Origin of the sequence: Paraburkholderia strydomiana (assembly GCF_031456815.1) — a bacterium.
GTDB lineage: Bacteria > Pseudomonadota > Gammaproteobacteria > Burkholderiales > Burkholderiaceae > Paraburkholderia > Paraburkholderia caledonica.
In genome coordinates this window covers 1-22,478 of the sequence record NZ_JAVDVL010000012.1, presented here as the reverse complement: position 1 = coordinate 22,478, position 22,478 = coordinate 1, and the positions used below count along the sequence as shown (strand labels likewise).

General features: G+C 62.4%; 22 protein-coding genes. 11 read left to right on the top strand and 11 right to left on the bottom strand.

Going from position 1 to position 22,478, the window contains the following annotated elements:
* The first annotated feature begins 4 nt into the window (after positions 1 to 4).
* From J2W46_RS26650 to mdcH, 5 genes are read left to right on the top strand one after another with little or no spacing between them, the layout of a single operon-like run.
* Complete coding sequence (locus J2W46_RS26650) at positions 5 to 319, top strand: malonate decarboxylase subunit delta (protein WP_027780258.1); 315 nt, start codon at positions 5 to 7, stop codon at positions 317 to 319.
* Entirely contained in the window at positions 316 to 1,203 is an 888-nt protein-coding gene (locus tag J2W46_RS26645; protein ID WP_310357712.1) for a biotin-independent malonate decarboxylase subunit beta, read from the top strand. The genes J2W46_RS26650 and J2W46_RS26645 overlap by 4 nt, the downstream gene beginning before the upstream one ends.
* Complete coding sequence (gene mdcE / locus J2W46_RS26640; protein ID WP_310357709.1) at positions 1,200 to 2,015, top strand: biotin-independent malonate decarboxylase subunit gamma; 816 nt, start codon at positions 1,200 to 1,202, stop codon at positions 2,013 to 2,015. The genes J2W46_RS26645 and mdcE overlap by 4 nt, the downstream gene beginning before the upstream one ends.
* Entirely contained in the window at positions 2,015 to 2,722 is a 708-nt protein-coding gene (locus J2W46_RS26635) for a malonate decarboxylase holo-ACP synthase (RefSeq protein WP_310357706.1), read from the top strand. Before mdcE ends, J2W46_RS26635 begins: the two co-directional genes overlap by 1 nt.
* Positions 2,722 to 3,654, top strand: a complete 933-nt coding sequence (gene mdcH / locus J2W46_RS26630; RefSeq protein ID WP_310357703.1) for a malonate decarboxylase subunit epsilon — start codon at positions 2,722 to 2,724, stop codon at positions 3,652 to 3,654. Before J2W46_RS26635 ends, mdcH begins: the two co-directional genes overlap by 1 nt.
* Before the next feature lie 12 nt (positions 3,655 to 3,666).
* On the opposite strand, the gene J2W46_RS26625 is transcribed toward mdcH, so the two are convergent.
* A complete protein-coding gene (locus J2W46_RS26625; protein ID WP_310357699.1) occupies positions 3,667 to 4,608 on the bottom strand; it encodes a LysR family transcriptional regulator in 942 nt (313 codons plus the stop codon).
* Positions 4,609 to 4,786: 178 nt separating this feature from the next.
* On the opposite strand from J2W46_RS26625, the gene J2W46_RS26620 reads away from it, so the two are divergent.
* Positions 4,787 to 5,566, top strand: a complete 780-nt coding sequence (locus J2W46_RS26620; RefSeq protein WP_087754522.1) for a putative hydro-lyase — start codon at positions 4,787 to 4,789, stop codon at positions 5,564 to 5,566.
* A 66-nt stretch (positions 5,567 to 5,632) separates the two neighbouring features.
* Positions 5,633 to 6,934, top strand: a complete 1,302-nt coding sequence (locus J2W46_RS26615) for an MFS transporter (RefSeq protein ID WP_020070289.1) — start codon at positions 5,633 to 5,635, stop codon at positions 6,932 to 6,934.
* Between the two features lie 95 nt (positions 6,935 to 7,029).
* Here the strand turns inward: J2W46_RS26615 and yjfF are convergent, their stop codons facing one another.
* From yjfF to J2W46_RS26590, 5 genes are all read right to left on the bottom strand, one after another.
* The gene (gene yjfF, locus J2W46_RS26610; RefSeq protein ID WP_020070288.1) at positions 7,030 to 8,127 is read right to left on the bottom strand and encodes a galactofuranose ABC transporter, permease protein YjfF; all 1,098 of its coding nucleotides are present in this window, start codon (positions 8,125 to 8,127) and stop codon (positions 7,030 to 7,032) included.
* Positions 8,124 to 9,167 (bottom strand): ABC transporter permease, encoded by a 1,044-nt coding sequence (locus J2W46_RS26605; RefSeq protein WP_204523412.1) that lies wholly within the window; start codon positions 9,165 to 9,167, stop codon positions 8,124 to 8,126. The genes yjfF and J2W46_RS26605 overlap by 4 nt, the downstream gene beginning before the upstream one ends.
* Entirely contained in the window at positions 9,164 to 10,783 is a 1,620-nt protein-coding gene (locus tag J2W46_RS26600) for a sugar ABC transporter ATP-binding protein (RefSeq protein ID WP_310357694.1), read from the bottom strand. Before J2W46_RS26600 ends, J2W46_RS26605 begins: the two co-directional genes overlap by 4 nt.
* Before the next feature lie 243 nt (positions 10,784 to 11,026).
* Positions 11,027 to 12,013, bottom strand: coding sequence for an ABC transporter substrate-binding protein (locus J2W46_RS26595; protein WP_020070285.1), 987 nt, complete (start codon positions 12,011 to 12,013; stop codon positions 11,027 to 11,029).
* 311 nt (positions 12,014 to 12,324) lie between these two features.
* Positions 12,325 to 12,939, bottom strand: a complete 615-nt coding sequence (locus J2W46_RS26590) for an alpha-ketoglutarate-dependent dioxygenase AlkB family protein (protein ID WP_310357692.1) — start codon at positions 12,937 to 12,939, stop codon at positions 12,325 to 12,327.
* 168 nt (positions 12,940 to 13,107) lie between these two features.
* On the opposite strand from J2W46_RS26590, the gene J2W46_RS26585 reads away from it, so the two are divergent.
* The gene (locus tag J2W46_RS26585) at positions 13,108 to 13,692 is read left to right on the top strand and encodes a malonic semialdehyde reductase (RefSeq protein ID WP_310357687.1); all 585 of its coding nucleotides are present in this window, start codon (positions 13,108 to 13,110) and stop codon (positions 13,690 to 13,692) included.
* 11 nt (positions 13,693 to 13,703) lie between these two features.
* On the opposite strand, the gene J2W46_RS26580 is transcribed toward J2W46_RS26585, so the two are convergent.
* A complete protein-coding gene (locus tag J2W46_RS26580; protein WP_027804984.1) occupies positions 13,704 to 14,042 on the bottom strand; it encodes a hypothetical protein in 339 nt (112 codons plus the stop codon).
* Between the two features lie 400 nt (positions 14,043 to 14,442).
* Here J2W46_RS26580 and J2W46_RS26575 point away from each other — a divergent pair, with 400 nt between their 5' ends.
* Positions 14,443 to 15,606 (top strand): metallophosphoesterase, encoded by a 1,164-nt coding sequence (locus J2W46_RS26575; protein ID WP_310357683.1) that lies wholly within the window; start codon positions 14,443 to 14,445, stop codon positions 15,604 to 15,606.
* Between the two features lie 75 nt (positions 15,607 to 15,681).
* On the opposite strand, the gene J2W46_RS26570 is transcribed toward J2W46_RS26575, so the two are convergent.
* Positions 15,682 to 16,218 (bottom strand): hypothetical protein, encoded by a 537-nt coding sequence (locus J2W46_RS26570; RefSeq protein WP_288827901.1) that lies wholly within the window; start codon positions 16,216 to 16,218, stop codon positions 15,682 to 15,684.
* A 371-nt stretch (positions 16,219 to 16,589) separates the two neighbouring features.
* On the opposite strand from J2W46_RS26570, the gene J2W46_RS26565 reads away from it, so the two are divergent.
* Entirely contained in the window at positions 16,590 to 16,844 is a 255-nt protein-coding gene (locus tag J2W46_RS26565; RefSeq protein ID WP_310357680.1) for a GlsB/YeaQ/YmgE family stress response membrane protein, read from the top strand.
* 63 nt (positions 16,845 to 16,907) lie between these two features.
* Here the strand turns inward: J2W46_RS26565 and J2W46_RS26560 are convergent, their stop codons facing one another.
* The 3 genes from J2W46_RS26560 to J2W46_RS26550 form a co-directional block, all read right to left on the bottom strand.
* A complete protein-coding gene (locus J2W46_RS26560) occupies positions 16,908 to 18,422 on the bottom strand; it encodes an acetyl-CoA hydrolase/transferase family protein (protein ID WP_310357677.1) in 1,515 nt (504 codons plus the stop codon).
* A 152-nt stretch (positions 18,423 to 18,574) separates the two neighbouring features.
* A complete protein-coding gene (locus J2W46_RS26555) occupies positions 18,575 to 18,787 on the bottom strand; it encodes a hypothetical protein (protein ID WP_020070277.1) in 213 nt (70 codons plus the stop codon).
* Positions 18,788 to 18,926: 139 nt separating this feature from the next.
* Complete coding sequence (locus tag J2W46_RS26550; RefSeq protein ID WP_310357674.1) at positions 18,927 to 21,092, bottom strand: FUSC family protein; 2,166 nt, start codon at positions 21,090 to 21,092, stop codon at positions 18,927 to 18,929.
* Between the two features lie 196 nt (positions 21,093 to 21,288).
* On the opposite strand from J2W46_RS26550, the gene J2W46_RS26545 reads away from it, so the two are divergent.
* Positions 21,289 to 22,284 (top strand): LysR family transcriptional regulator, encoded by a 996-nt coding sequence (locus tag J2W46_RS26545; RefSeq protein WP_310357672.1) that lies wholly within the window; start codon positions 21,289 to 21,291, stop codon positions 22,282 to 22,284.
* Positions 22,285 to 22,478: the final 194 nt, after the last annotated feature.

Here is a 22,478-nt window from a genome sequence, read left to right as displayed (position 1 = left end):
CCACATGGAACATCTGACCTTCGACTATCCGGCGCAACGCGCCGTCACGACCCGCGCGCATGTCGGCGTGGTCGGCTCGGGCGATCTGGAAGTGCTGCTCGCCCCCGCCGATAACGCCAACGCGCTGACCGCGCATGTCGTCGTGCGCACGAGCGTGGACGGCTACAGTCACATCTGGAAGAGCGTGCTCGACCGCTTCTTCACTCGCTACGACGGCGCCGCGCAAATCGAAATCAACGACTTCGGTGCGACGCCCGGTGTCGTGGCGTTGCGACTCGCCGAAGCCGTCGAGGCCGCCGAACAGGGAGACGACGCATGAGCACGGTTGCCAGCACGCATACCGCGCCGCTGCTGCGCGACAGCTTCATCGAACTGCCCGCTCGCGAGCGCGCCCGCTCGCTGCTCGATCCGGGCACCTTCCGCGAATTGCTCGGCCCATTCGACAGGATCGAGTCGCCCTGGCTGCCGCTGCAAGGCGTGGTTTGCCAGGCGGACGACGGCTGCGTGATCGCGCGCGGCACGATCGACGGCGAGCCCGCTGTGATCGCCGCGATCGAATCGGCGTTCCAGGGCGGCAGCATCGGCGAAGTGTCGGGCAGCAAGATCGCCGCCGCGCTCGAACTGGCGCTGCGCGATTGCGAGCGCGGCAAGATCGTGCGGCCGGTCGTGCTGTTCGAAACCGGCGGCGTGCGCCTTCAGGAAGCCAACCTGGGCCTCGCCGTGATCGCCGAAATGCAGGCGGCGATCGTTGCGCTGCGCCGTCATGTGCCGGTGGTCGGCGTGATCGCGGGCATGGTCGGCTGCTTCGGCGGCATGTCGCTCGCGGCTGCGCTGTGTTCGCACCTCGTCGTGACGAAACAGGGCCGCCTCGGTATGAACGGGCCCGAGGTGATCGAACAGGAAGCCGGCATCGAAGAGCTGGATGCAAGCGACCGGCGCCGCGTGTGGCAACTGATCGGCGGAGAACAGCGCGCGGCGACGGCGCTCGCCGATAGCCTCGTCGACGACGACGCCGAGGCCGTGCGCGCCGCCGTGCGTTCCGCGTTCGCGCTCGGCGTGCCGGCTGCGCACCGGAGCGAACAGGTCGATGTGTTCTTGCAACGGCTTGCGCGGATCGACCCGGCCAGCGTGACGCCGGAAAGCATGCGCGAGGTTTATTCGACGAAGCAAAACGACAATCAGCCGCGCAAGGAGCAAGCATGAGCGACACCCAACTGAGCCGCGGCGCGCGCTGGTTCCACGCGCTCGCCGGCGATTCCCACAGCGCGGCGCCGGTATGGAGCGGCGATGCGCCGCTCGGCGACGAGACCGCGCGCTTCATCACCGTCGTGCCCGATCCCGCCAACCGCTTTCCGCGCGCGACCGACAATGTGGTCGGCCTCGAACAAGGCTGGCAACTTGCACGAGCGGTCCGCGAAACGATCGCGGCCGATGCGGCGAGCAGCACGCGCCGCCCTATCGTCGCAATCGTCGATGTGAAAAGCCAGGCGTATGGCTATCGCGAGGAAATGCTCGGCATTCACCTCGCGTGCGCCGCTGCAGTCGACGCATATGCATCGGCTCGCGATGCGGGACATCCGGTTATCGCGCTGATCGTCGGACCGGCGATGTCGGGCGCGTTCCTCGCACATGGCTACCAGGCCAATCGCATCGTCGCGCTCGATGCACCCGGCACGATGGTCCATGCGATGGGCAAGGAAGCCGCCGCGCGCGTCACCCGACGCACGGTCGAAGCACTCGACGCACTCGGCGAAACCATTGTGCCGATGTCGTACTCGATGGCCTCGTTTGCGAAGCTCGGACTGCTCGATCAGCTGATAGAAGGCATCGACGCGGATGCACCTGACGCCGCGCAAATCAGGCGCGTGCAGCAGGTGTTGTGCGAACAGATCAGCAGCGCACGCACGGGCAGCCGCAATCTGTCACGGCGGCTGGAATCGGCGGCTGCGCAGAAGAACCGCGCGGCGTCTATCGAAGTGCGGCGGCGGCTCGCTGAACAATGGGATGCCGTGTGATGCGTGTCTGTGCCGCGCCGCCCTTCGCCGCGCAGTCCGCTGGGCCATGCGCCGGGTCGTCTGATACACGTTGGCGGCCGCACGACCTGCTGCACTTACGGCGTCTCGCTACGTTCGAAGGCGAACCGGCATGGGTCCGCGACGCTTTCGAGCGCGCGCCGTATGCCGTCGTGCGGCGTGCGCTCACCGCGCTGGGCGTCGTTGCAGTCGGCGTGCGCGGCGCACAGCGCTCGCAGCGGTACGGCACGTGGGTGGCATCGGCGGAGATCGTCGAAGCAACCGCGCCCGAAGCGCTCGCGCGGAACGAGCCGCTCGCGGGGCGCGCCGCATTGCCCGCCTTTGTCGCGCTCGCCGCGTTGCAGCGGGACTCGGCCAGCGCATTGAATCGACTCGTGTGGGGCCCCACCGGAAGCGCGGGTTTCGAACTGGCAACGCGGAGAAACACGGTGTCGGAATCGAGCGACCTGGATCTTTTGATTCGGACACCCGAACGACTCTCTCGCGATTGCGCCGCAGACTTGCGGGACCGGTTCGACGCGCTCTCGCGACAAACCGGCATTCGCATCGACGCGCAGCTGGAAACGCCCGCAGGCGGTGTCGCACTCGCCGAGTGGGCCGCGGGCAAAGCACGCGTGATGGCGCGCCACGCAAGCGGTCCGCAACTGCTTGCCGATCCGTGGGCCGCCGTTCAGCCGACTGACGTCTGATGCTCGCGCTGATCTTGCCGGGCCAGGGTGCGCAGACCGACGGCTTCCTGCATCGCCTGCCGCCACATCCCGCCGTGCATTCGGCGCTCGACGAGGCTTCTAACGTACTCGGCATCGACGTTCTCTCACTCGACACACCCGACGCATTGCGCTCGACCGTTGCCGTGCAGTGTGGTCTGACCGTGGCAGGGGTGGCCCTCGCCCGCGCGCTGGCCGATGAAGGGCTGACGCCCGAGATGAGCGCCGGGTTGTCGGTGGGCGCATATCCGGCCGCGGTGAGCTGCGGCGCGCTCGCCTTTCACGACGCATTGACGATGGTTCGCCGTCGCGCCGAACTGATGGAGGCCGCGTACCCATCGGGCTACGGTCTCGCGGCAGTGTCGGGGCTGACGGAGCACCAGCTCGCAACGCTCGCCGCCCAGCATGCCGACGCAGGCGAGCCGCCCGTCTACATCGGCAATGTGAACGCGCCGCGGCAGATCGTCATGGCGGGTGCGAACGCCGCGTTGGACAGCTTCCTCGCCCGCGCGTTGGCCGCGGGGGCACGCAAGGCAACGCGCCTTGCGGTCAGCGTGCCTTCACATTGCGAATTGCTCGCGAACGCAAGCAACGAACTGTCGGCCTACGCGCGTACCCTGCACTTCAACGCGCCGCAAAGCATCTACATCGGCAATCGCGGCGGGCGCCCCTTATACACGGCTGACGCGATTCGCGAAGACCTTGCGACCAACATGCGCTACACCGTGCGATGGTTCGACGCGCTCACCGTCATGCAGGAAATGGGCATGCGCGTCGCGATAGAGGCGCCGCCCGGCCAGGTGTTGACCGACATCACCCGCGAACACTATCCCGACGTTGCCGCGCTCGCGGCCAGCACGCTTCCGCTCGAACGACTGACGGCGACAGCACAGCGGCGCCTCGAAAGCAGATAGGCACGCCGCGCTTCACTGGCGCTTCTCGATCAACTGCCGCCCCATCGCTTTCGCATACCCATCGCAGGCATTGCGCGCAACGCGTGCCGCTGCAAGCACGCCGACATCGGCGTCGTCGCGGTAGTACATCGCCACGTTGATCGGCGGCGGCAGCGGACGCACCTGCAACTGCCCCAACTCTCCGCTCGTCAGATACGGCTCGACAAAAAGCGCGGGCACAGCCGCGATGCCGAAGCCGTCGCGCAATAGTTTGACGATGACCGCCACCGACGGCATGCACGTCACCTGCGTATCGGCGAGCGGTACGCCCGCGCGCGTAGCCAGCGTGTGCACGATGGCCTCCACCGCGATTTGCGGCGCCGTGCCGCGACCGAACGTGAGTACCGGTTTGCGGAGCAGCGCCCCGACATGCTTCGCACGGCTCGCGGGAATCAGGTCGCTGCGCGCGATCCAGCGCACCGGATAACTGGCCAGCAGCGACGACACGAACGATGTCTCGCGCTCGCCCGCTTCTTCCACCTGGATCACGAGATCGAGTTCGCCCGCGCGCAGGCGAGGTCCGAGCACGGCGCTCGAATCGACGGTCAGGTCCACGACTATGCGGTGGTACTCCAGGTTGAGCATGCGAATGTAGTCGGGCAACCAGCTATGCACGACCGTCTCGATCACGCCGAGGCGCAACCGGGTCGCCAACTGCGTTTCGTCCTGTGCGGCCAGTTGCAGCGAACGCGTGGCCTGCACCACCGAGCGCGCGTGCGCAAGCAGCCGCTCGCCATTTGCGGTGAGCTTGAATTCGGGCGCATCGCGTTCGATCAATTCGACGCCGAGCTCCGACTCCAGCGTCTTGATACGCAGTGAAATCGCGGCAGGCGTTGCGTGCATCGCCGCCGCCGTCGCACGAAAACTGCCGAGCCTGGCGAGCGTCAGGAATGTTTCGACGAAGCGGGTATTCATTGCATGTGGTCTCGCAATCGAGCGGATGAACAGGCGGCACGACCGCCGTAAAGCGGCACTTCCGCCGTTAAGTTTAATTTAACGGAACGGAAGAAAAACTCGCTGGATGGATATTTTTGACGTTACTACTCTGGAACGCATCAGAAGGTCAGTCCGTTAAATCCGAAGCGAGCCGTTCATGTCCTACACGCCATCCGAATTTCGTCAGCAGATACGCAGCGGCCGTCTGTCGGGCCCGACCGCAGGCTTTTGCGGTGACTACGCGCAAGCCAATCTCGCCATTCTTCCGCAGCAATACGCCGCCGATTTTCTGCGTTTCTGCACGCTCAATCCAAAGGCGTGCCCATTGCTGGGGATCGGCGAGACGGGCCAGTGGCGCGTGCCGTCGCTCGGCGCCGACCTCGATATTCGTAACGACGTTCCTGCGTTTTATGTGTATCGCCACGGCGAGCGCGCCGAAGAAGTGCACAGCCTGAACGAACTCTGGCGCGACGACCTGGTGGTGTTCGCCATCGGCTGCTCATTTTCATTCGAAGAAATGCTGCGTCGCGAAGGCATTGGCCTGCGCCATATCGAACAGCAGGTCAATGTACCGATGTATCGCACCCGCGAACGCAATGTGCCCGCAGGCGTGTTCGGCGGCAACCGCGTCGTCTCGATGCGCCCACTGAAAGCCGCCGACGCAATCCGCGCGATTCAGATCACGAGCCGCTTTCCCGCCGTGCATGGCGCGCCCGTGCATATCGGCGACCCGTCGCTGATCGGCATTCGCGATCTGAGCCGGCCTGATTTCGGCGATGCAGTCGAAGTGCGTAGCGACGAACTGCCGGTGTTCTGGGCATGCGGCGTCACACCACAAGCCGCCATAGAGAGCGCGCGCCTGCCGTTCGCGATCGCGCACAAGCCGGGACACATGCTCGTCACCGACATTCCCAACGCCTCGCTCGCCGTCATCTAGCGCGGCGCCATTTCATCCGCAAGCCGCGCGCAAGACGCGGCCCATCACGACGACCGGAGTTCAAGCATGGAAACCAAAGCGCAGTTGACCGCGGACGCCGAGCGCTACGACGACTCCGTCGCAGCGAAAGGCCCATTTGCGTGGTATCGGCAGATCTCCGCTGCCGAGAAGCGCGCGTTCTGGAGTTGCAAGATCGGCTACGTGCTCGATGCAATGGACACACAATTCCTGAGCTTCGTGATTCCGACGCTGATCGCGACGTGGGGCATCACGCGCGGCGATGCGGGACTGATCGGCACGGTCACGCTGCTGAGTTCGGCGGTCGGCGGCTGGGCGGCGGGCGTGCTGTCCGATCGCATCGGCCGCGTGAAGACCTTGCAGATCACGATTCTGTGGTTCGCGATTTTTACGTTGGCCTGCGCGCTTGCGCAGAACTTCTCGCAACTGCTGTGGGCGCGCGGATTGATGGGGCTGGGTTTCGGCGGCGAATGGACCGCGGGCGCCGTGCTGATCGGCGAAGTGATCCGCGCGCGCGACCGCGGCAAGGCGGTGGGACTCGTGCAGGCTGGTTGGGCGATCGGCTGGGGCGTGTCGACATTGCTCTTCATGGCCGTGTTTTCGCTCGTTCCCGCCGATTACGCGTGGCGTGTGCTGTTCGCAATCGGCATTGCGCCGGCGCCGTTCGTGATCTGGATCCGCCGCTTCGTCGAAGAGCCGGAGGTGCATCGGCGGCAAAAAGAAGCTCAGGATGCGGCCCAGGCGCGTCCTTCGATGCTCGACATTTTTCGCGGCGATATTGTCTGGACGACGCTGCGCGCATCCATTCTCGCAACCGGCGTGCAAGGCGGCTACTACGCGGTGACCACGTGGCTGCCGACGTATCTGAAAACCGAGCGGCACTTGAGCGTGATCGGCACCGGCAGCTATCTCGGCGTCGTGATCGTCGGATCGTATTGCGGCTATCTGACGGGCGCGTATGTCAGCGACCGTATTGGCCGCAAGCGCGCGTTCATCGCGTTCGCTGTCGCCTCATGCGCGATTGCGTCGATTTACACGCAGCTTCCGCTGGATAATCTGTCGATGCTCGTGCTCGGTTTCCCGCTCGGATTTTGCGCATCGGGCATTTTCTCGGGTATGGGCGCGTTTTTGACCGAGTTGTTTCCCACGCGGATTCGCGGTTCAGGCCAGGGGTTCTGCTACAACTTTGGGCGAGCTATCGGCGCGACGTTTCCATTCCTGATCGGCTACGTGTCGCAGACGATGACGCTTGGACACGCAATCGGCGCATTCGCGGCGGCAGCCTACGGGATTGTGATTCTCGCCGCGCTTACGCTGCCGGAAACGCGTGGCCAGGCGCTGAGGGAGTGAGGGACGCGGCGGGTGTGGCGCGTTTCGATGGGCCGCTGAGGTTGCTGTTCGAAGCCAGCGGCTCTCTCACGCCGCCGGCCACCGCAGATGCCTGCTCACGCCTGCTCGGGCGCGCGTCCTATCACGTGCGAATCCGATGCGCCTGAAGGCTCGGTCTGCCCGCGCTCGCGTCCCGACGTGACGACCGCGCCGGTGCCGCCAGGTCGCCGCACCGACTTTGCATGCCGTTCGATCAGCCGTTGCAGCAAACAGAAGGCGCAAAGCAGCGCGCCGATCACGATGCGGGTCCACCAGGAACTGAGTGTGCCGTCGAACGTAATCAACGTTTGAATCGTGCCGAGAATGCCGACGCCGAACAGCGAACCGACCACATAGCCGACACCGCCCGTCAGCAGCGTTCCGCCAATCACGGTCGCCGCGATGGCGTCGAGTTCCATGCCTTGCCCCTGCAGGCCGTAGCCGGACAGCACGTAGAACGTGAAAACCGCCCCGCCAAGCGCCGAGCAGAAGCCGCTCAACGCATACACGCCGATGCGCGTATGCGCGACCGGCAGCCCCATCAGCAAAGCGGAGCGCGCATTGCCGCCTACCGCGTACACGTTGCGTCCAAAACGCGTGAAGTGAGCGACATAGATCGCCCCGAGCAGCGCGACGAATGCGATCAGCACGTTCGCCGTCACAGAGCCGATGCCGATGTCGAGCCGGAATGCCGAGATGGCGTGGAAGGTCGGGTCCGTAATCGTGATGGACTGCGTGGTTATCAGGAAACACAAGCCGCGCGCGAAGAACATGCCGGCGAGCGTCACGATAAAAGCCTGCAGTCGAAAGAAATGAATCAGCGCGCCCTGCACGGCGCCAAATACGGTGCCCATCACCAGAACAATCGGCACGATCACCCACACCGATAAGTGATAGCGTTCCGACAATACCGCTTCGACGATGGTGGTGAGCGCAACCACGGAACCCACCGACAGGTCGATGCCGCCGGACACGATCACGAACGTCATGCCGATCGCAACGATCAGCAAAAAGGCGTTGTCGACAAGCAGATCGAGCAACACCTGCCACGAGAAGAAACCGGTGTACATCACGGAGCCGAAGCCGAACAGCGCGCAGAACAGCAGGATCGTGACTGCAATGGGCAATGTGCGCGGATCGACAATATGCGCCCACGCAGAGAAAAATCGTCTCATCGTGCCACCCCGCGTTGCTTGATCATCTGCATGCCGACCGACATTGCGAGTGCGCGTGCGGCTGGCGACTGGATTACGCTAACCGTGAGCACGACCGCTGCCTTCACGACCAACGTAGCTTCGGGCGGCACACCGATCGAATACGTCGTGTAGGTCAGCGTCTGGATGATCAGTGCGCCGAGCACCGTGCCGGCGAAACTGAAGCGGCCGCCAAGCAGCGACGTGCCGCCGAGCGTGACGGCAAGAATAGCGTCCAGTTCCAGCAGAAGGCCGGCGTTGTTGCCGTCGGCGCTGCGCACGTTCGAACTGATCAGGATGCCCGCCATCGCCGCGGTCAGGCCGGAGAAGCCGTACACCGCGAAAACGAGCGCTTTCGAGCGCAAGCCGACGAGGCGAGTCGCAACAGGATTCACACCGATCGCGCGGATAAAGAGCCCGAGCGCCGTTCCCTCGACGAGCGCCGCTGTCGCCAGCACGGCGATCGTCGCGATCCACACCGAGCACGGCACACCCAGCCAGTACCCGCCGCCGACGAACAGATAGCCGGGCGCGCCGATCGGAATGATCTGCCCGGCCGTCAACAACTGTGCGATGCCGCGGCCTGCGACCATCAGAATCAACGTCGCAATGATCGGCTGCATGCCGACAAAGGACACGAGCAAACCGTTCCACATGCCGCTCAACACACCGACGATCAGTGCCGCAAGCAACGCCTGCGCGATCAGGCTGCCGGTCGGCACAGGTTGCGTCGCGAGTATCGTCGCCGCAGCGGCGCCGGCGATTGCGACGACCGCGCCCACCGAAATGTCGATGCCGCGCGTCGCGATAACGAGCGTCATGCCGGTCGCGACCAGCACGAGCGGTGCGGCGCGGTTCAACACGTCGATCGGCGCGCCGAACAGATGGCCGTCGAGCATGCGCAGCGACAGGAAGTGCGGATTGACCCAGAGGTTCAACGCGCACAACAACGCCAGTGTCACGCACGGCCAGATCAACGGACGCTCGACGCCGTCACGCGCGAGCCAGTTCGATAGCTTCATTCGCCGCTCCCCGCGATGAGTCGGTAGATATTGTCTTCATTCGACGCCTTGCCCTCGACTTCAGCGATCTTGCGGCGGTCGCGCAAGACGGCCACGCGATGACTGACGCGCAGCACTTCGCTGATCTCGGACGAAATGAACAGAATGCTCAGACCGTTTGCGCACAACGCAAGCAGACGGTCCATGATGTCGAACTTCGCGGCGACATCGATGCCGCGCGTGGGTTCGTCGAGAATCAGGAGTTTCGGATCGGTGGCGAGCCAGCGCGCAAGCAGCGCTTTCTGCTGGTTGCCGCCCGACAGAAGCCCGATAGGCTGCTCAGCGTCCGAGGCCTTGATGCCGAGCCGTTCGATCCACAAGTCGGCCAGTTCGCGCGCGCGTTGACGGCTGATCTTGCGCCACCATCCACGTCTTGCCTGCAATGCCAGCAGGATGTTCTCGCGAATCGACAGGTCCGCGACGATGCCCTCTTTCTTGCGGTCTTCCGCGCAATACGCAATGCCGTGACGCACCGCATCGTGCGGCGAGCGCAGCCGTACGGGTTTGCCGTCCACGAGCATCGTGCCGCTATCGGCGCGATCCGCGCCGAACAACAGCCGCGCCGTCTCGGTGCGGCCTGAACCGAGTAGTCCGGCGAGTCCGAGTATCTGACCGCGCTCGACATCCAGGTCGATCGGCTGCAAGGTGCCGCGCTTGCCCACGCCGCGCAATTCGATAAACGCCGACGCTGCCCGCTCGCCTCGTTCCGTTCCGCCCGGAGCGGACGCTTCATGCGCGGCTTCGCGAAGGCGCTCGCTCATGCGCTCGTGACCGACCATCTTCGCGACCAGTTGATCGGCCGATAGATTCCGCGCGAGATATTCGCCCTCTCGCTCGCCGTTGCGCATGACCGTAATGCGATCGGAAATGGCATACGTCTGCTCGATAAAGTGCGTGACGAACAGAATCGCGATTCCAGATTGCTTAAGATGCCGAAGTATTTTGAAGAGCTGTGCAACTTCGCTGTCGTCGAGACTCGACGTGGGCTCGTCGAGTATGAGCACGCGTGCATCGACGGAAAGCGCTCTGGCAATCGCCACCATCTGCTGAACTGCGATGGGATAGGCGTCCAGCGAGCGCGTCACGTCGAGCGAGATATCGAGGCGTGCGAGTGCAGCTTGCGCGCGGCGTTTGATGTCCGGCCAATCGATCGCGCCAAACCGCCGCGGCTGCCGGCCGGCGAAAATGTTTTCAGCGACCGACAGGTTCGGGCACAGATTCACTTCCTGATACAGCGTGCGCACGCCCGCCGCCTCGGCTTCCTGCGGCGAAGCGAAGGCCACGACTTCGCCCGCGAGCCTGATTGTCCCGGTGTCGGGTGCGATCACGCCCGTGAGCACATTGATCAGGGTGGACTTGCCGGCTCCGTTCTGCCCCATCAGCGTGTGAACTTCACCGGGGAATAATCGGAAATCGACGCGTTGGAGCGCCTTGACGCCAGGGAACGTCTTGCTGACACCGGTGGTGGCAAGAATCGGCTCGCAGGGGTCCACGTCGCCGTCGACTGCAACGGTAGCTGCAACGGACGGGGTCGTTCTCGTGGCCGGCGGATTCGGTTCGGAAGCGGGATGCGTCATAGACCTCGCTCGAGCGGCGGTGCGTTGGTGTCGTGGTGCCTTGGCGCGTCGTGCCTGTGTTGCCGTCGTTGCGGCAAGTCCCAGCATCGGGTGAAAAGAGACCGTCCGCTGCCCAAGCAATCGGACGGTCAGGCACCGCTGGAGAAACTTTTGAAGCTCGATTACGGCTTCCTCTGCTAATGCCAATGCTGGATTAACCGTTATGGCATACAGGCAAATAGCGAGGAAGACTAATTACTTTTCCTAGTACTTTCGCGTCGGCAACGTCTGCGCCGCAACGCTCATCGGGAAGACGGTTTCTTCGGTCAGGATGCGCTTCGGCAAAGGCTTGCCGGCCACCACATCCTTTACCGCCGACATCAGTTGCGGTCCGAGCAACGGGCTGCATTCCACGTCGACATTCATCTTGCCCGCGGCCATCGCCTGGAAGCCGCCCTTGGTTGCATCGAACGAAACGACGATGACGTCCTTGCCCGGATGCATGCCCGCCTCTTCCATTGCCTGGATGGCACCGAGCGCCATATCGTCGTTATGCGCATAAACTACATTTATTTTATTTCCATAAGTTTTAATAAACGCTTCCATGACCTGCTTGCCGCCGGCCAACGTGAAGTCGCCGCTTTGCGACGCGATAACCTTGAACTTGGGATCGCTCTTGATCACTTCGATGAGGCCAGCGTGCCGGTCGTTCGCCGGCGCGGAACCTACAGTTCCCTGCAATTCAGCGATGTTGACCGGACCTTGCGCATCTTTATAGTGATCGGCGAGCCATTTCCCGCCGCGCCGGCCCTCTTCAAGGAAGTCAGAGCCGATCATCGTCACGTACAGCGAGGTGTCTTTGACGTCGACGTTGCGGTCAGTGAGAATCACAGGAATCTTCGCGGCCTTAGCCTCGCGCAGCACCGGTTCCCAGCCCGATTCGACGACCGGCGAGAAAGCGATGACGTCGACTTTCTGCGCAATATACGAACGGATCGCCTTGATCTGGTTTTCCTGCTTTTGCTGCGCGTCTGAGAACTTGAGCTTGATTTTGGCGTCGGCCGCAGCGGACTTCACCGACTCCGTGTTGGCGGTCCGCCATGCGCTTTCGGCGCCGACCTGGGCGAAACCCAGCGTGATCTGTTTGTCCTGCGCATAGGCGCCGGGCGTTGCCAGCGTCAGCGTACCGAAACCCGCGCACAGCGCGAGCGCGCCCAACGCACGACATGCGGCGCGTCGTGTATTCGCCATGACTGTCTCCTGATCGTTGTTGTGTAAGCGACCCCGTCGAATCCGCGCGGCCCTAAGTCCTGCGCGATGCGTGGATCGTGATGTAGCGTAGTGTGCCGGGCCTTAACAGTCCAATCATATGATTCGCGTCGGCAATATCAATTTTGATATAGGACGCGGGCTTATGCGGAGACGGCGGGCGCGAAGCTGGGGGCACCTGATGCCGCTGGTGGATCGGCGTGGCGGCAAAGCGGCGTTTGGTTTTTATGTGCTTACCTGCTGAGTGACACGCGCTTTGCTGCGTCCAGGAAGTCGAATCTGCGATGAGGCCTTTATCCGCGCGATGAGCGGCCCGGTTCCTCGCGGGGTGTGACCCATCGGAAGGTAAGGTTGATGCGCTCGCCTGTTACGCGCGGCTCTTTCGGCACCCGATGCCGCCATTCGGCCTGCGTCTCGCCCTTCATGACCAGCAGGCTGCCGCTTTTCAGCGAAAACGACTGAACGGTTCCGGTCTTGTTATGCCGCAGGTCGAACGTGCGCGCCGCGCCCAGGCTGACCGATGCGATCACCGGCTGCGGCCCGAGCTCGCGTTCGCGGTCCGCATGCCATCCCATACTGTCCGTGCCGCTGCGATAGCGATTGAGCAGAACGCTATTGAACCGCGCATTGCTGGCCGCTTCGGCAGCGGTCTTGAGTTCCGCGACTGTGGGCGTCCACGGTTGCGGCAGATTGCGTATGCCGGAATAGACATACACCGCGTCGGGATCGCCCTGCCACGCGGTTAGCCGCGGCAGCGCGACGCGACCGCCGGGCGTACCCATCGTATCTTGCCGCCATTCGACTTCGGCTAGAAGCTGCGCAAGGCACTGCTCGGCTCTATCGGGCGCGAGCCAGTCGGGATACCAGGCGACGTCAGGCGTCGGAAGGTCATCGAATAGGTCCGTCATATGGTTGCTTGAAACGAGTGCGGAGCGTGCGCAATGGAACGTTGACTATTATGGTGGCAAAGACGACCCGCCTGCTTTAGCGGCTTGCGGTTTCATTGGACTCGGCGGATGCCTCTATTGGCGCTTCTCATTGCGCGATCGCGGCGCCACCTTCACTGGACCATTACGATGAATTTATCCGATCAGTCATTCGATCAGTTGTTTCGGGAAGCCCGGACGTATAGTGCCTGGCAGCAGAAACCCGTTGATGACGCATTGCTCGAGCAACTCGTCGAGTTGACGCTGCTCGGCCCGACGTCGGCCAATTCCAGTCCAGGACGGTTCGTCTTTGTCAAAAGTCCGGCCGCCAAGGAGAAGCTGCGGCCAGCGTTGTCCCCCGGTAACGTGGACAAGACAATGGCGGCGCCGGTAACAGTCATTGTCGGGATGGACATGGCATTTTATGAGCATCTGCCGAAGCTTTTCCCGCATGCCGATGCGCGCAGCTGGTTTGCCGGTAATGACAAGGCAATTGCCGACACGGCGTTTCGCAACTCGACGCTGCAAGGCGGATACCTGATCCTCGCCGCTCGCGCGCTTGGTCTCGACGCCGGCCCAATGTCCGGCTTCGACGCAACCCAAGTCGACGAGACGTTCTTCGCCGGCACGACGATCCGGTCGAACTTCCTGGTCAATCTCGGTTACGGTGATGCGTCGAAACTGTTTCCGCGCAGCCCCCGCTTGAGCTTTGCCGAGGCCGCGCGGATAGTCTGACGCACGCCGTTTCAGGTGAAGATTGCGATGTAAAACACGACGACGCCTATCACCGCGCCGACGAAGCAGAAATTTTCTACGGTTTCGTCGCCATTGGAGCGCAGCCAGGCGCCGACGACCCCGAACAGCCCCGCAATACCGAGCGCGACGCACAGCATTACGACACCGAATAGCGCGCTCTTGCCGACCTCGGAGAAGTCGATGTTGCGCACGCCAAGGTACAAACCCAACGCCATCAACGACAGGCCGACAAGAGGCAGCATCACATGACTGCCCTCGTATCCCACGTGATGAGTACGGCGCGCAGGCCCCCCGTGGTGAAAACGATGGCCTGATCGGAGCAGCTTCATGATCGCCTCCTGCCTCGCCTTTGTGGCGATAACGCCGACTGAATTCGACCGCTGTCGTGTCGATAGACGTTGCAGCGATTCTTTCCGCCAGCCGGCTCACTTCCAGAATAGTTCACGCCCACGCTTAATTCAAAGCCCATTTAATTAGGGTTATCAGCGTGCTGAGCCATGCTCATGGTGGATGGCTTTAGGCAAATGCCTTGTCGACACATGGCCTGCCTGCCGCTATCGCTGCGCTGCAGCGAAACACTCGACTGCGCGCGGACGCTCGTGCATTTCACGCGCCGGCACGCCGTTGCGCATGCCGGTAGAATGAGCCAGCCAGTCGGTTACATCGCCGCAGCGACTGGCCACCGCCGGCGCTTCATCCTTCCGGCCCCTACCCGCCTTCACGTTCTCTATGCGCCGCTCATCGTTCCTTGTACGCCTGATCCTGATTGGCATCCTGCTGCACATTTACGTCGGCTTCCGTTTGATACCGGACATGCCGGTCGGCACGACCGTCCGCACGCTGGCAGGCTTGTGGCTGGTGCTGTCGGTCCTGCTTATTCCGCTCGGCATGCTTGCACGCACGATCAAACAGCAACCGCTCGGCGACCGGCTCGCGTGGGTCGGCTTGCTGGCAATGGGCTTCTTCTCTTCGCTGCTGGTTCTCACATTTGCGCGCGACCTGGTGCTGGCCTCACTGATGACCGTGGACGCGATCTGGTCGGGCACAATCGCCCTCGCTCGTTGGCGGACCGGCACCGCGGCTGCCGTGCCGTTGCTTGCAATACTGTCGACACTGGTCGGCCTCTTCAATGCCCGCCGCCGTGCCCGCGTCGTGACGATCGACGTGCCGATCGAAGATCTGCCAGCCGCGCTCGATGGCTTCACGATTGTTCAGATCAGCGACATTCACGTGGGCCCGACCATCAAGCGCCGCTATGTAGACGCGATCGTCGACGCGGTGAATCATCTGAAGCCTGACCTCATTGCCGTGACAGGCGACGTGGTGGACGGCACGGTCCCACAATTGACTCATCACACACAGCCGCTCTCGCGCCTGAGTGCACGTCACGGCGCGTTCCTCGTTACTGGCAATCACGAGTATTACGCGGGAGCCAACGCGTGGATCGACGAATTCCGGCGCCTCGGACTCAACGTGCTACTCAACGAACACGTGATCGTCGAGCATGACGGCGCGCGCGCCGTCATTGCCGGCGTAACCGATTATTCGGCTGGCCATCATGATCCACTGCACCGCAGTGACCCGATGGCAGCGATCGCGGGTGCACCGGGCGACGTGCTGATCAAAGTGCTGCTCGCGCACCAGCCACGCTCCGCCGAAGCAGCCGCTGCAGCCGGCTTCACGCTGCAACTGTCGGGTCACACGCACGGCGGCCAGTTCTTCCCATGGAATTTCTTCGTGCGGATTCAGCAACCGTTCACCGCCGGCCTCGCACGCCTGAACGGATTGTGGGTATATACGAGCCGCGGCACCGGTTACTGGGGACCGCCGAAGCGCCTTGGCGCACCTTCGGAGATCACCCGTGTGCGCCTTGTGCCCGGCGTGCCGGACTAGGTGCCGCTCGAAGCGGCGTTCGAAACCACATGCGTCGTTCGCTCGACGCAACACGCCGGCACATGAAAACGCTCGTTACTGCGCGGGGGCGACCGCGACATTGATTTGCGGCGCGAACGCCACCGACACTTGCATGCCCGGCGTTACGTTCGCCAGCTTTGCCGGATCGCGGCCCTGAAGATGGAAGACTGAGCCGTTTGCGTCTTTCAACGCCATCACGCCGGAAGCATGGTCGATTGCCTGCACTTGAGCGCTTACGTTCTGTTCGGGGTTAGTCTGCCCGAGTGACGCAGCGGGAGCAGCGATTGCGCCTTCCCCGTTCGCACCGCGCGTAACCCTGATCACAGCGGTACGCATCATACGGATATGTACCTTGCCGCCTTGACTGATTCGCGCCAGGTCTCGGCTGTCCGTAATGTCGAACGACGCCTCACCGCCCTGCACGTCTCGCACAGTTACGGAATGCTTTGCGCGGTCGACAGATGTCACGACACCTTCCGCCTGCAGGGTACTGCTTCCTTCAAACGGAGCAGGCAAACCTGCGGCGAAGGACGCGAACGGGGCGGCGGCAATCAACGCGCCCGCAATGATGCCAAGAGCTTTAGTTTTCATACATTCCTCGACGACATGAACGGAAGAGAACGGCGGAGAACCAACGCGGTTCAGCGAACCGGCCATTTTTCCAGGCAGGCTTTCCAGGCAGGCGTAACGCATCTTGCGATGCCCAGACAAATACAAAACGTGCGGATAGTTTGTTTATCGTGATGACCGCCGTCAATATTTGGACTCCGTATTACTTTGTCGATTGGTCTGCGCTGATCGTCGAAATTTCCTGGTCGCTTTGGCCCGCGTGCGTTGTCTACATCTGGCTTACAACAGTTTCAGACAATGTTAATTCTGCATCCTGAATATGGACTGCCCTACCGGCTTCGACTAAGCTTTGTCACCGCGTATTTTCCACATTCAACCATGGAGTCTCGATTATGGAACACGGCATCATTGCCTGGCTTGTCATCGGCGCGATCGCTGGCTGGCTGGCCGGCGTGCTCGTCAAAGGCGGCGGGTTCGGCCTTATCGTCGACATCATCGTCGGCATTGTGGGCGCGTTCATTGGCGGTTGGTTCGCCGGCGTGCTGCACATTTCGCTGGGTGGCGGCTGGATCGGCTCGATCATCACTGCTGTGATCGGCGCGGTCATCCTGCTGTTTATCATCCGCCTCGTTCGGCGCGGCGGCTAAACGTAGCGCTGTTGCACAAAGCTGGCGTCGGGGGCAACGTACCTGACGCCAGCTTTGTCTGGCTTAAGCAGCTGCCTGCGCCGCCGGCAACATCGACCCAGTGTCACGTAGCCGCGCATGCCAGGCGAAAGCCTCTTCGAGCCGATGCGGTGTCTGGCCTCCGGCTCGCAACGCATCCCGGTAGTAGTCGCGAAGCAGCTCGCGATATTGCGGATGCACGCAGTTCTGAATAATGAGCGTGGCGCGCTCGCGCGGGGCGAGACCGCGCAGATCCGCCAAACCCTGTTCGGTCACGACCACGTCCACGTCATGCTCGTTGTGGTCGCAGTGGGGAACCATCGGCACGACGCTGGAAACGCGACCGCCCTTCGCCGTCGACTTGGTCGCGAAGATCGCACACGACGCATTGCGCGCGAAGTCGCCCGATCCGCCGATGCCGTTCATCATATGCGTGCCGCCCACATGCGTTGAATTCACGTTGCCGTAGATGTCGAATTCGAGTGCGGTGTTCAATGCGATCAGTCCGAGCCGGCGAATCACTTCGGGATGGTTACTCACTTCTTGCGGGCGCAACACGAGGCGGCTGCGGTAACGTTCGAGCTCGCCGAACACCTGCGCCTGACGCGCGGCAGATAAGGTGATCGACGCACCCGAGGCGAACGTAACCTTGCCGGCGTCCAACAGGTCGAAGGTGGAATCCTGCAGCACCTCGGAGTAAATTTCGAACGCGTCGAAAGGCGCATCCACGAAGCCGGCCAAAACAGCGTTCGCGATCGTGCCTATGCCCGCCTGCAGCGGTGGCAAACGTCGCGGCATACGTCCGTGCGCAACTTCATGCTGGAAGAATTCGATCAGATGACCCGCTATCAGATTCGTCTCCGTGTCTGCGGGCAGCACTGTAGAAGGGCTATCTGGCTTGTCGGTTATAACGATCGCCGCGATTTTGTCGGCCGGGATCTCGATCGCCGGCGTGCCGATGCGATCGCGCGCATGAACGAGCGGGAGCGGGTCGCGATTCGGCCGGCGGCCTGGAATCCAGATGTCGTGCAGCCCCTCCAATGCGAGCGGCTGCGCCAGGTTGATTTCAACAATGACCTTATCGGCGAGTATCGCGAAACTTGCCGAGTTTCCCACCGATGTGGTCGGCACTATGCCGCCGCTTTCCGTGATAGCCACGGCCTCGATGATCGCGACATCGAGTTTGCCGAGCTGGTTGGCGCGCAGCATTTCGACCGTCTCCGAGAGATGCTGGTCGACGAACATCACCTCGCCGCGGTTGATTGCGTCGCGCAGCGTCTTGTCGACCTGGAACGGCAACCGGCGCGCCAGCACATGAGCCTCGGTGAGCATGCGGTCCACGTCATGGCCGAGCGACGCACCCGTCATCAAGGTGATGCGCAGCGGTTTGTCTTCGTGGCGAGCGCGCTCGGCCAATGCAAGCGGAACCGCTTTGGCGTCTCCCGCGCGCGTGAAGCCGCTCGCGCCCACGCGCATGCCGTCCTTAATTGCGAGTGCTGCGTCGGCGGCGGATGTAATCTTATTGCGCAGCGAATCGCAGCGAATCCGGTCTTCGTACATGAAACGGGTCCCTCCATGGTCAGCGATCGCTCTACCGGTGCGCGCGTCTGCGGTGCGCTTTGGTCGGCGGTCGACTTGTCGCGGTGGCCGCGGCGTCATCATCCATGCGTCGCGACACGCTCTCGAACGCGGCGTAATGCCGCTCGATGCTACTAGCTGCCGAAGTAAATGTTGCAGAAGCTCACAGGGCCGACGCACTCGTCGGCGTTGTTCGCAGGCGCGACAGCCGGCTTCGCCGGGGCAACGCTATCGTTGCTTTGGGCAATCGCCTGCGGCGCCTGCTGTTGCGGGGCGACCTGCGGCGTCTGTGCATGAGCGACAGCGGCAAACAGAGAGCACACGGCCAGGACAATCTTCAATTTCATTTCGTTCTCCAGGACTAACGGTTACTGCGTGACAACGATGAAACTATATGGCCGCTGTATGTGCGAATAAACGGGGCTGCCCAGAAGTGACCTTTCCATCCGGCGGAAAGATCGCGCGTGACGCAGACGCCTACTTTCGTCAGCGCGATGCAAAAGGCGCATCTTTGTCCAGCAAAGCTGTGCGGATGAAATGAAGGCAACTGAGAATGCGCTGCACGTCGTGACGTTCGCCGGGATCTGTGCGAACCGCGTCCAACAGGTCCTGAGCGATCCAGATAGCCGAGCGAACCGCTACGAAGGCGCCGTCCAAAGTTCGCGCGTCGGGCCGCTCGAACAGCTGCGCGAGACGATCGAGCACAGCTTCGACAGCCGGACGCCAACGCGGATCGAGCGGTTGCAGATAATAGGCATGGCTCACTTCGTTGCGCAGATCGATTACGGCGTGGCCCACTTCGAGCGTCGCCAGCATCCAGCGCAATGCGTGGCGGCGACGCCGCGACCGCCGCGTCAGCAGTAGACGCAATTGCGAAGCGAGGTCGTGAGTGCTCGACTGAAAACGTTGGTTGAGTTCCGGCCGCTGGTCTTTGCATGCGAGCACAGCTTGCGCCCGTAGATCGCCTATGATTCGTTCGATGAGCCACCGCATATCGGCGGGAAAGACCGTGGCGAGGACAATGGCGGCCAGAAACATCGATGCTGTGAGGGCAACGCCGTTGTTGATGAGCAGGTCAGGTTCGAAGACCACGACGTTATCCGGCGCAGCGAGTAGACAGAAGAACACCGAAAAGCCGACGCCGAGCCCCGCTGTCCGCTTCCGCGTCGCCAGATACGCACCTGTGGCCAACACGGGCGCAAGCATTACGCAGAGAAGTGGAAAGCCGTCGATGTTCGGGTACACATAGCAGGTGAATGCGTAACCAACCAGGGTCGCCAATCCGGAACCGAGCCCCATCTGCACAGCCATGTTTGTAGGGTCCGGCGCGGTCGACGTCAGCGCGCAAGCGAGCGCTGCGCCAATCACAGCAAGGCCGCCGCTCGGCCAGCCGGTCCCAATCCAGAAGCAGGCGGCGATGCCCATCACCGTAGCTGAGCGGATGAACGTGAAGGCAACCACATAACCGTTCGTTATGCTGACGTAGTGGTTTGCGCTGCGTTCTTGTGGACGATCTTCGCGCCGGGCAAGCGCGCTGTAAGTGTCCGAGTATTTCGCGCATTCATCGACAAAGCGGTACAACAGTTCTGCTGCTGTATCGAAGTCCGCCAGCAATTCTGCCGACGCCTCGTGCAACTGCCCTCTTATCTGCCGGACATGCCGCGGAAGCGCCGTCTGAAATTGGCGTAGTCGGGCGCTCACATGCGATACATCGACAGATGCGTCCCGCCGCAATGTGAGCAGTGCGGCAAGTTCACGAAGGCAAGGGTCAATCGTGGCCATCGTTGCGGACGCGTTGCCGGCGTGAGAGCGCTTGAGCAACTGATGCAGCGCATGCAGACGCGCGCAGGCATCCATGAACTCGCTGTTCAGACGGCCGAGGCGATGACTGCGCAAACGCATCGCCGGATCCTCAAAAGCGGCGAAGATACGCGTTGCTTCAAAGCCAACGATTTCGTCGACGAGAGCCGCGAAACGCCGCTCGAACGCGCTGCGACTGACTTGGCGCGAAAGCACGTCGGCCGCGAACGCAGTAAAATTACAGTACCGGAGTTCCAGTGCCCGCAGTAACGCAAGGCTCGAGCGCTGAGGCACGATCAACGCACTTACCGCGCTTGAGCATACGATTCCAACCGTCACTTCGGCTGCGCGCGTGAGCGCCGCGAGGAAAAGATCGTGCGGAGCCGCGACGGTCGGAATGCCGATCAGCGCCGCCGTGTAACCCGCGAGAACAAAGCCGTACCATCTGAAATGCCGATACCGGACTGCCGCTGCGATACACGCGCTGATCCAGATGGTCATGCCGAGCATGTGCAACTCAGCCTGCTGGACGAACAGCGCGCCGAGCGTCAGCGCTGCCATCGCGCCCACCGCCGTTCCGACAATCCGATAGAAGCTCTTCGCGAGCACCATCCCGCTGAACGGTTGCATGAGCACGAACACGGTGCTCATGGCAATACGCGGTTGTGGCAAATCGAGCACCATTGCTATGCCTAGTGCCAGCAATCCTGCGGTGACCGTCTTCAGTAGGTGCAGCCAGACGAGTCCGTCCGTACTCACCCAGTCGCGAAAGCCTGGGCTCAAATCGCGCAATAACGCGTGCCACTTTTCAATGGAATCTGAGGTTGGGCTGATCGCATGTTGGCGTTTCATTGGAAGGCAATGCGCCTCGGCTTGTCGCGGAAGAAAGCGCCGGTTCATGTGGACACCGGCAAGCAAGGCGCCGATTTTAGGAGCATGCGATGTCCGTATTAACGGGCCGGCCGCGGAACGTCCCTTCCAGAACAAACAACAATGAGCTGATCAGTCGAGCGGACAATACGTCTTCAGCTATGAAATAGAAGGTTTGATGGATACGTTACAAAACATGCGGGTGTTCTCGCGCGTAGTGGAAGCCGGCAGTTTTACCGCTGCCGCGCAGTCCTTCAATTCGACGACTGGCGCGATGTCGCGCGCAGTGTCCGAACTCGAGGCCCATCTGCGTACACGCTTGTTGAACCGTTCGACGCGCCGTCTTGCGCTGACTACCGCCGGTGAGCGCTATCTGAAGCGATGTCAGCAAATACTTGCCGACGTCGATACCGCCGAAGAAGAAGCCAGCGGCGCGCATGAGCGCCCGAGCGGCCCGCTTCGTATGCATAGCTTTGCGAGCATCGGACAACACTACGTGCTGCCGGCCATCGCACACTATCGCGCGCTTTATCCCGAAGTGACCGTGGAGTTGACACTATCGCAGCGCATACCGGATCTTTTCGAAGGCAGCGCGGATGTGGCGGTGATTGGCGCTTCTGCGCTACCCGATTCCGACCTTGTCTCGTTCCCGCTTGGTACGACGTTCAGCATACTTTGCGCATCGCCCGCGTATCTCGCAGCGCGCGGTGCGCCCGAACAACCTGCCGATCTCGCACATCACGAGTGCCTGATCCTGCATACGCCTGCGTTTGCGCCGCACGAGTGGGTTCTCGACGGCCCCAACGGCAGCGAGGTGATGGAAGTCGACGGTCCTGTGCAGGTGAATATTGCGGAGTCGCTAATCGTCGCGATCCAGGAAGGCATGGGAATTGGCATGGTGCCGCTTTACGCTGCCATCGCGGGATTGAGGGATGGCACATTGGTGCGGGTATTGCCGGACTACACGCTGCAGAAGATGAACGTTTATGCGCTGTATCCGTCGCGGAAGTTCATCGACGCGAAGACGAGGACGTGGGTCGAGTTTTTGCGCACGCATTTGCCGAAAGTAATCGCGCGCGATGAGGCCTTGTTGGCCGACATGCGTCAAATGGATGCCGTTGAGCGCGCGCTGCCGGAAGTCATCGCCGGCGTGGCTGGAGGAACCACGACGTAATGCGCTGGCGGCGGAAACGCCGCGGCGGTTTCGACTGCGGCGGCGAAGCTGTCCGGGGTCGGCCCGCCCAAGGTCTCCGTCGTGTGAATTTACCGCCGCGTAAACGCAGAAACCCCACCTTTTGTGGGGTGGGGTTTCTGATGCTGCTGGGGAGCCTGACGATTACCTACTTTCACACGGGCAATCCGCACTAT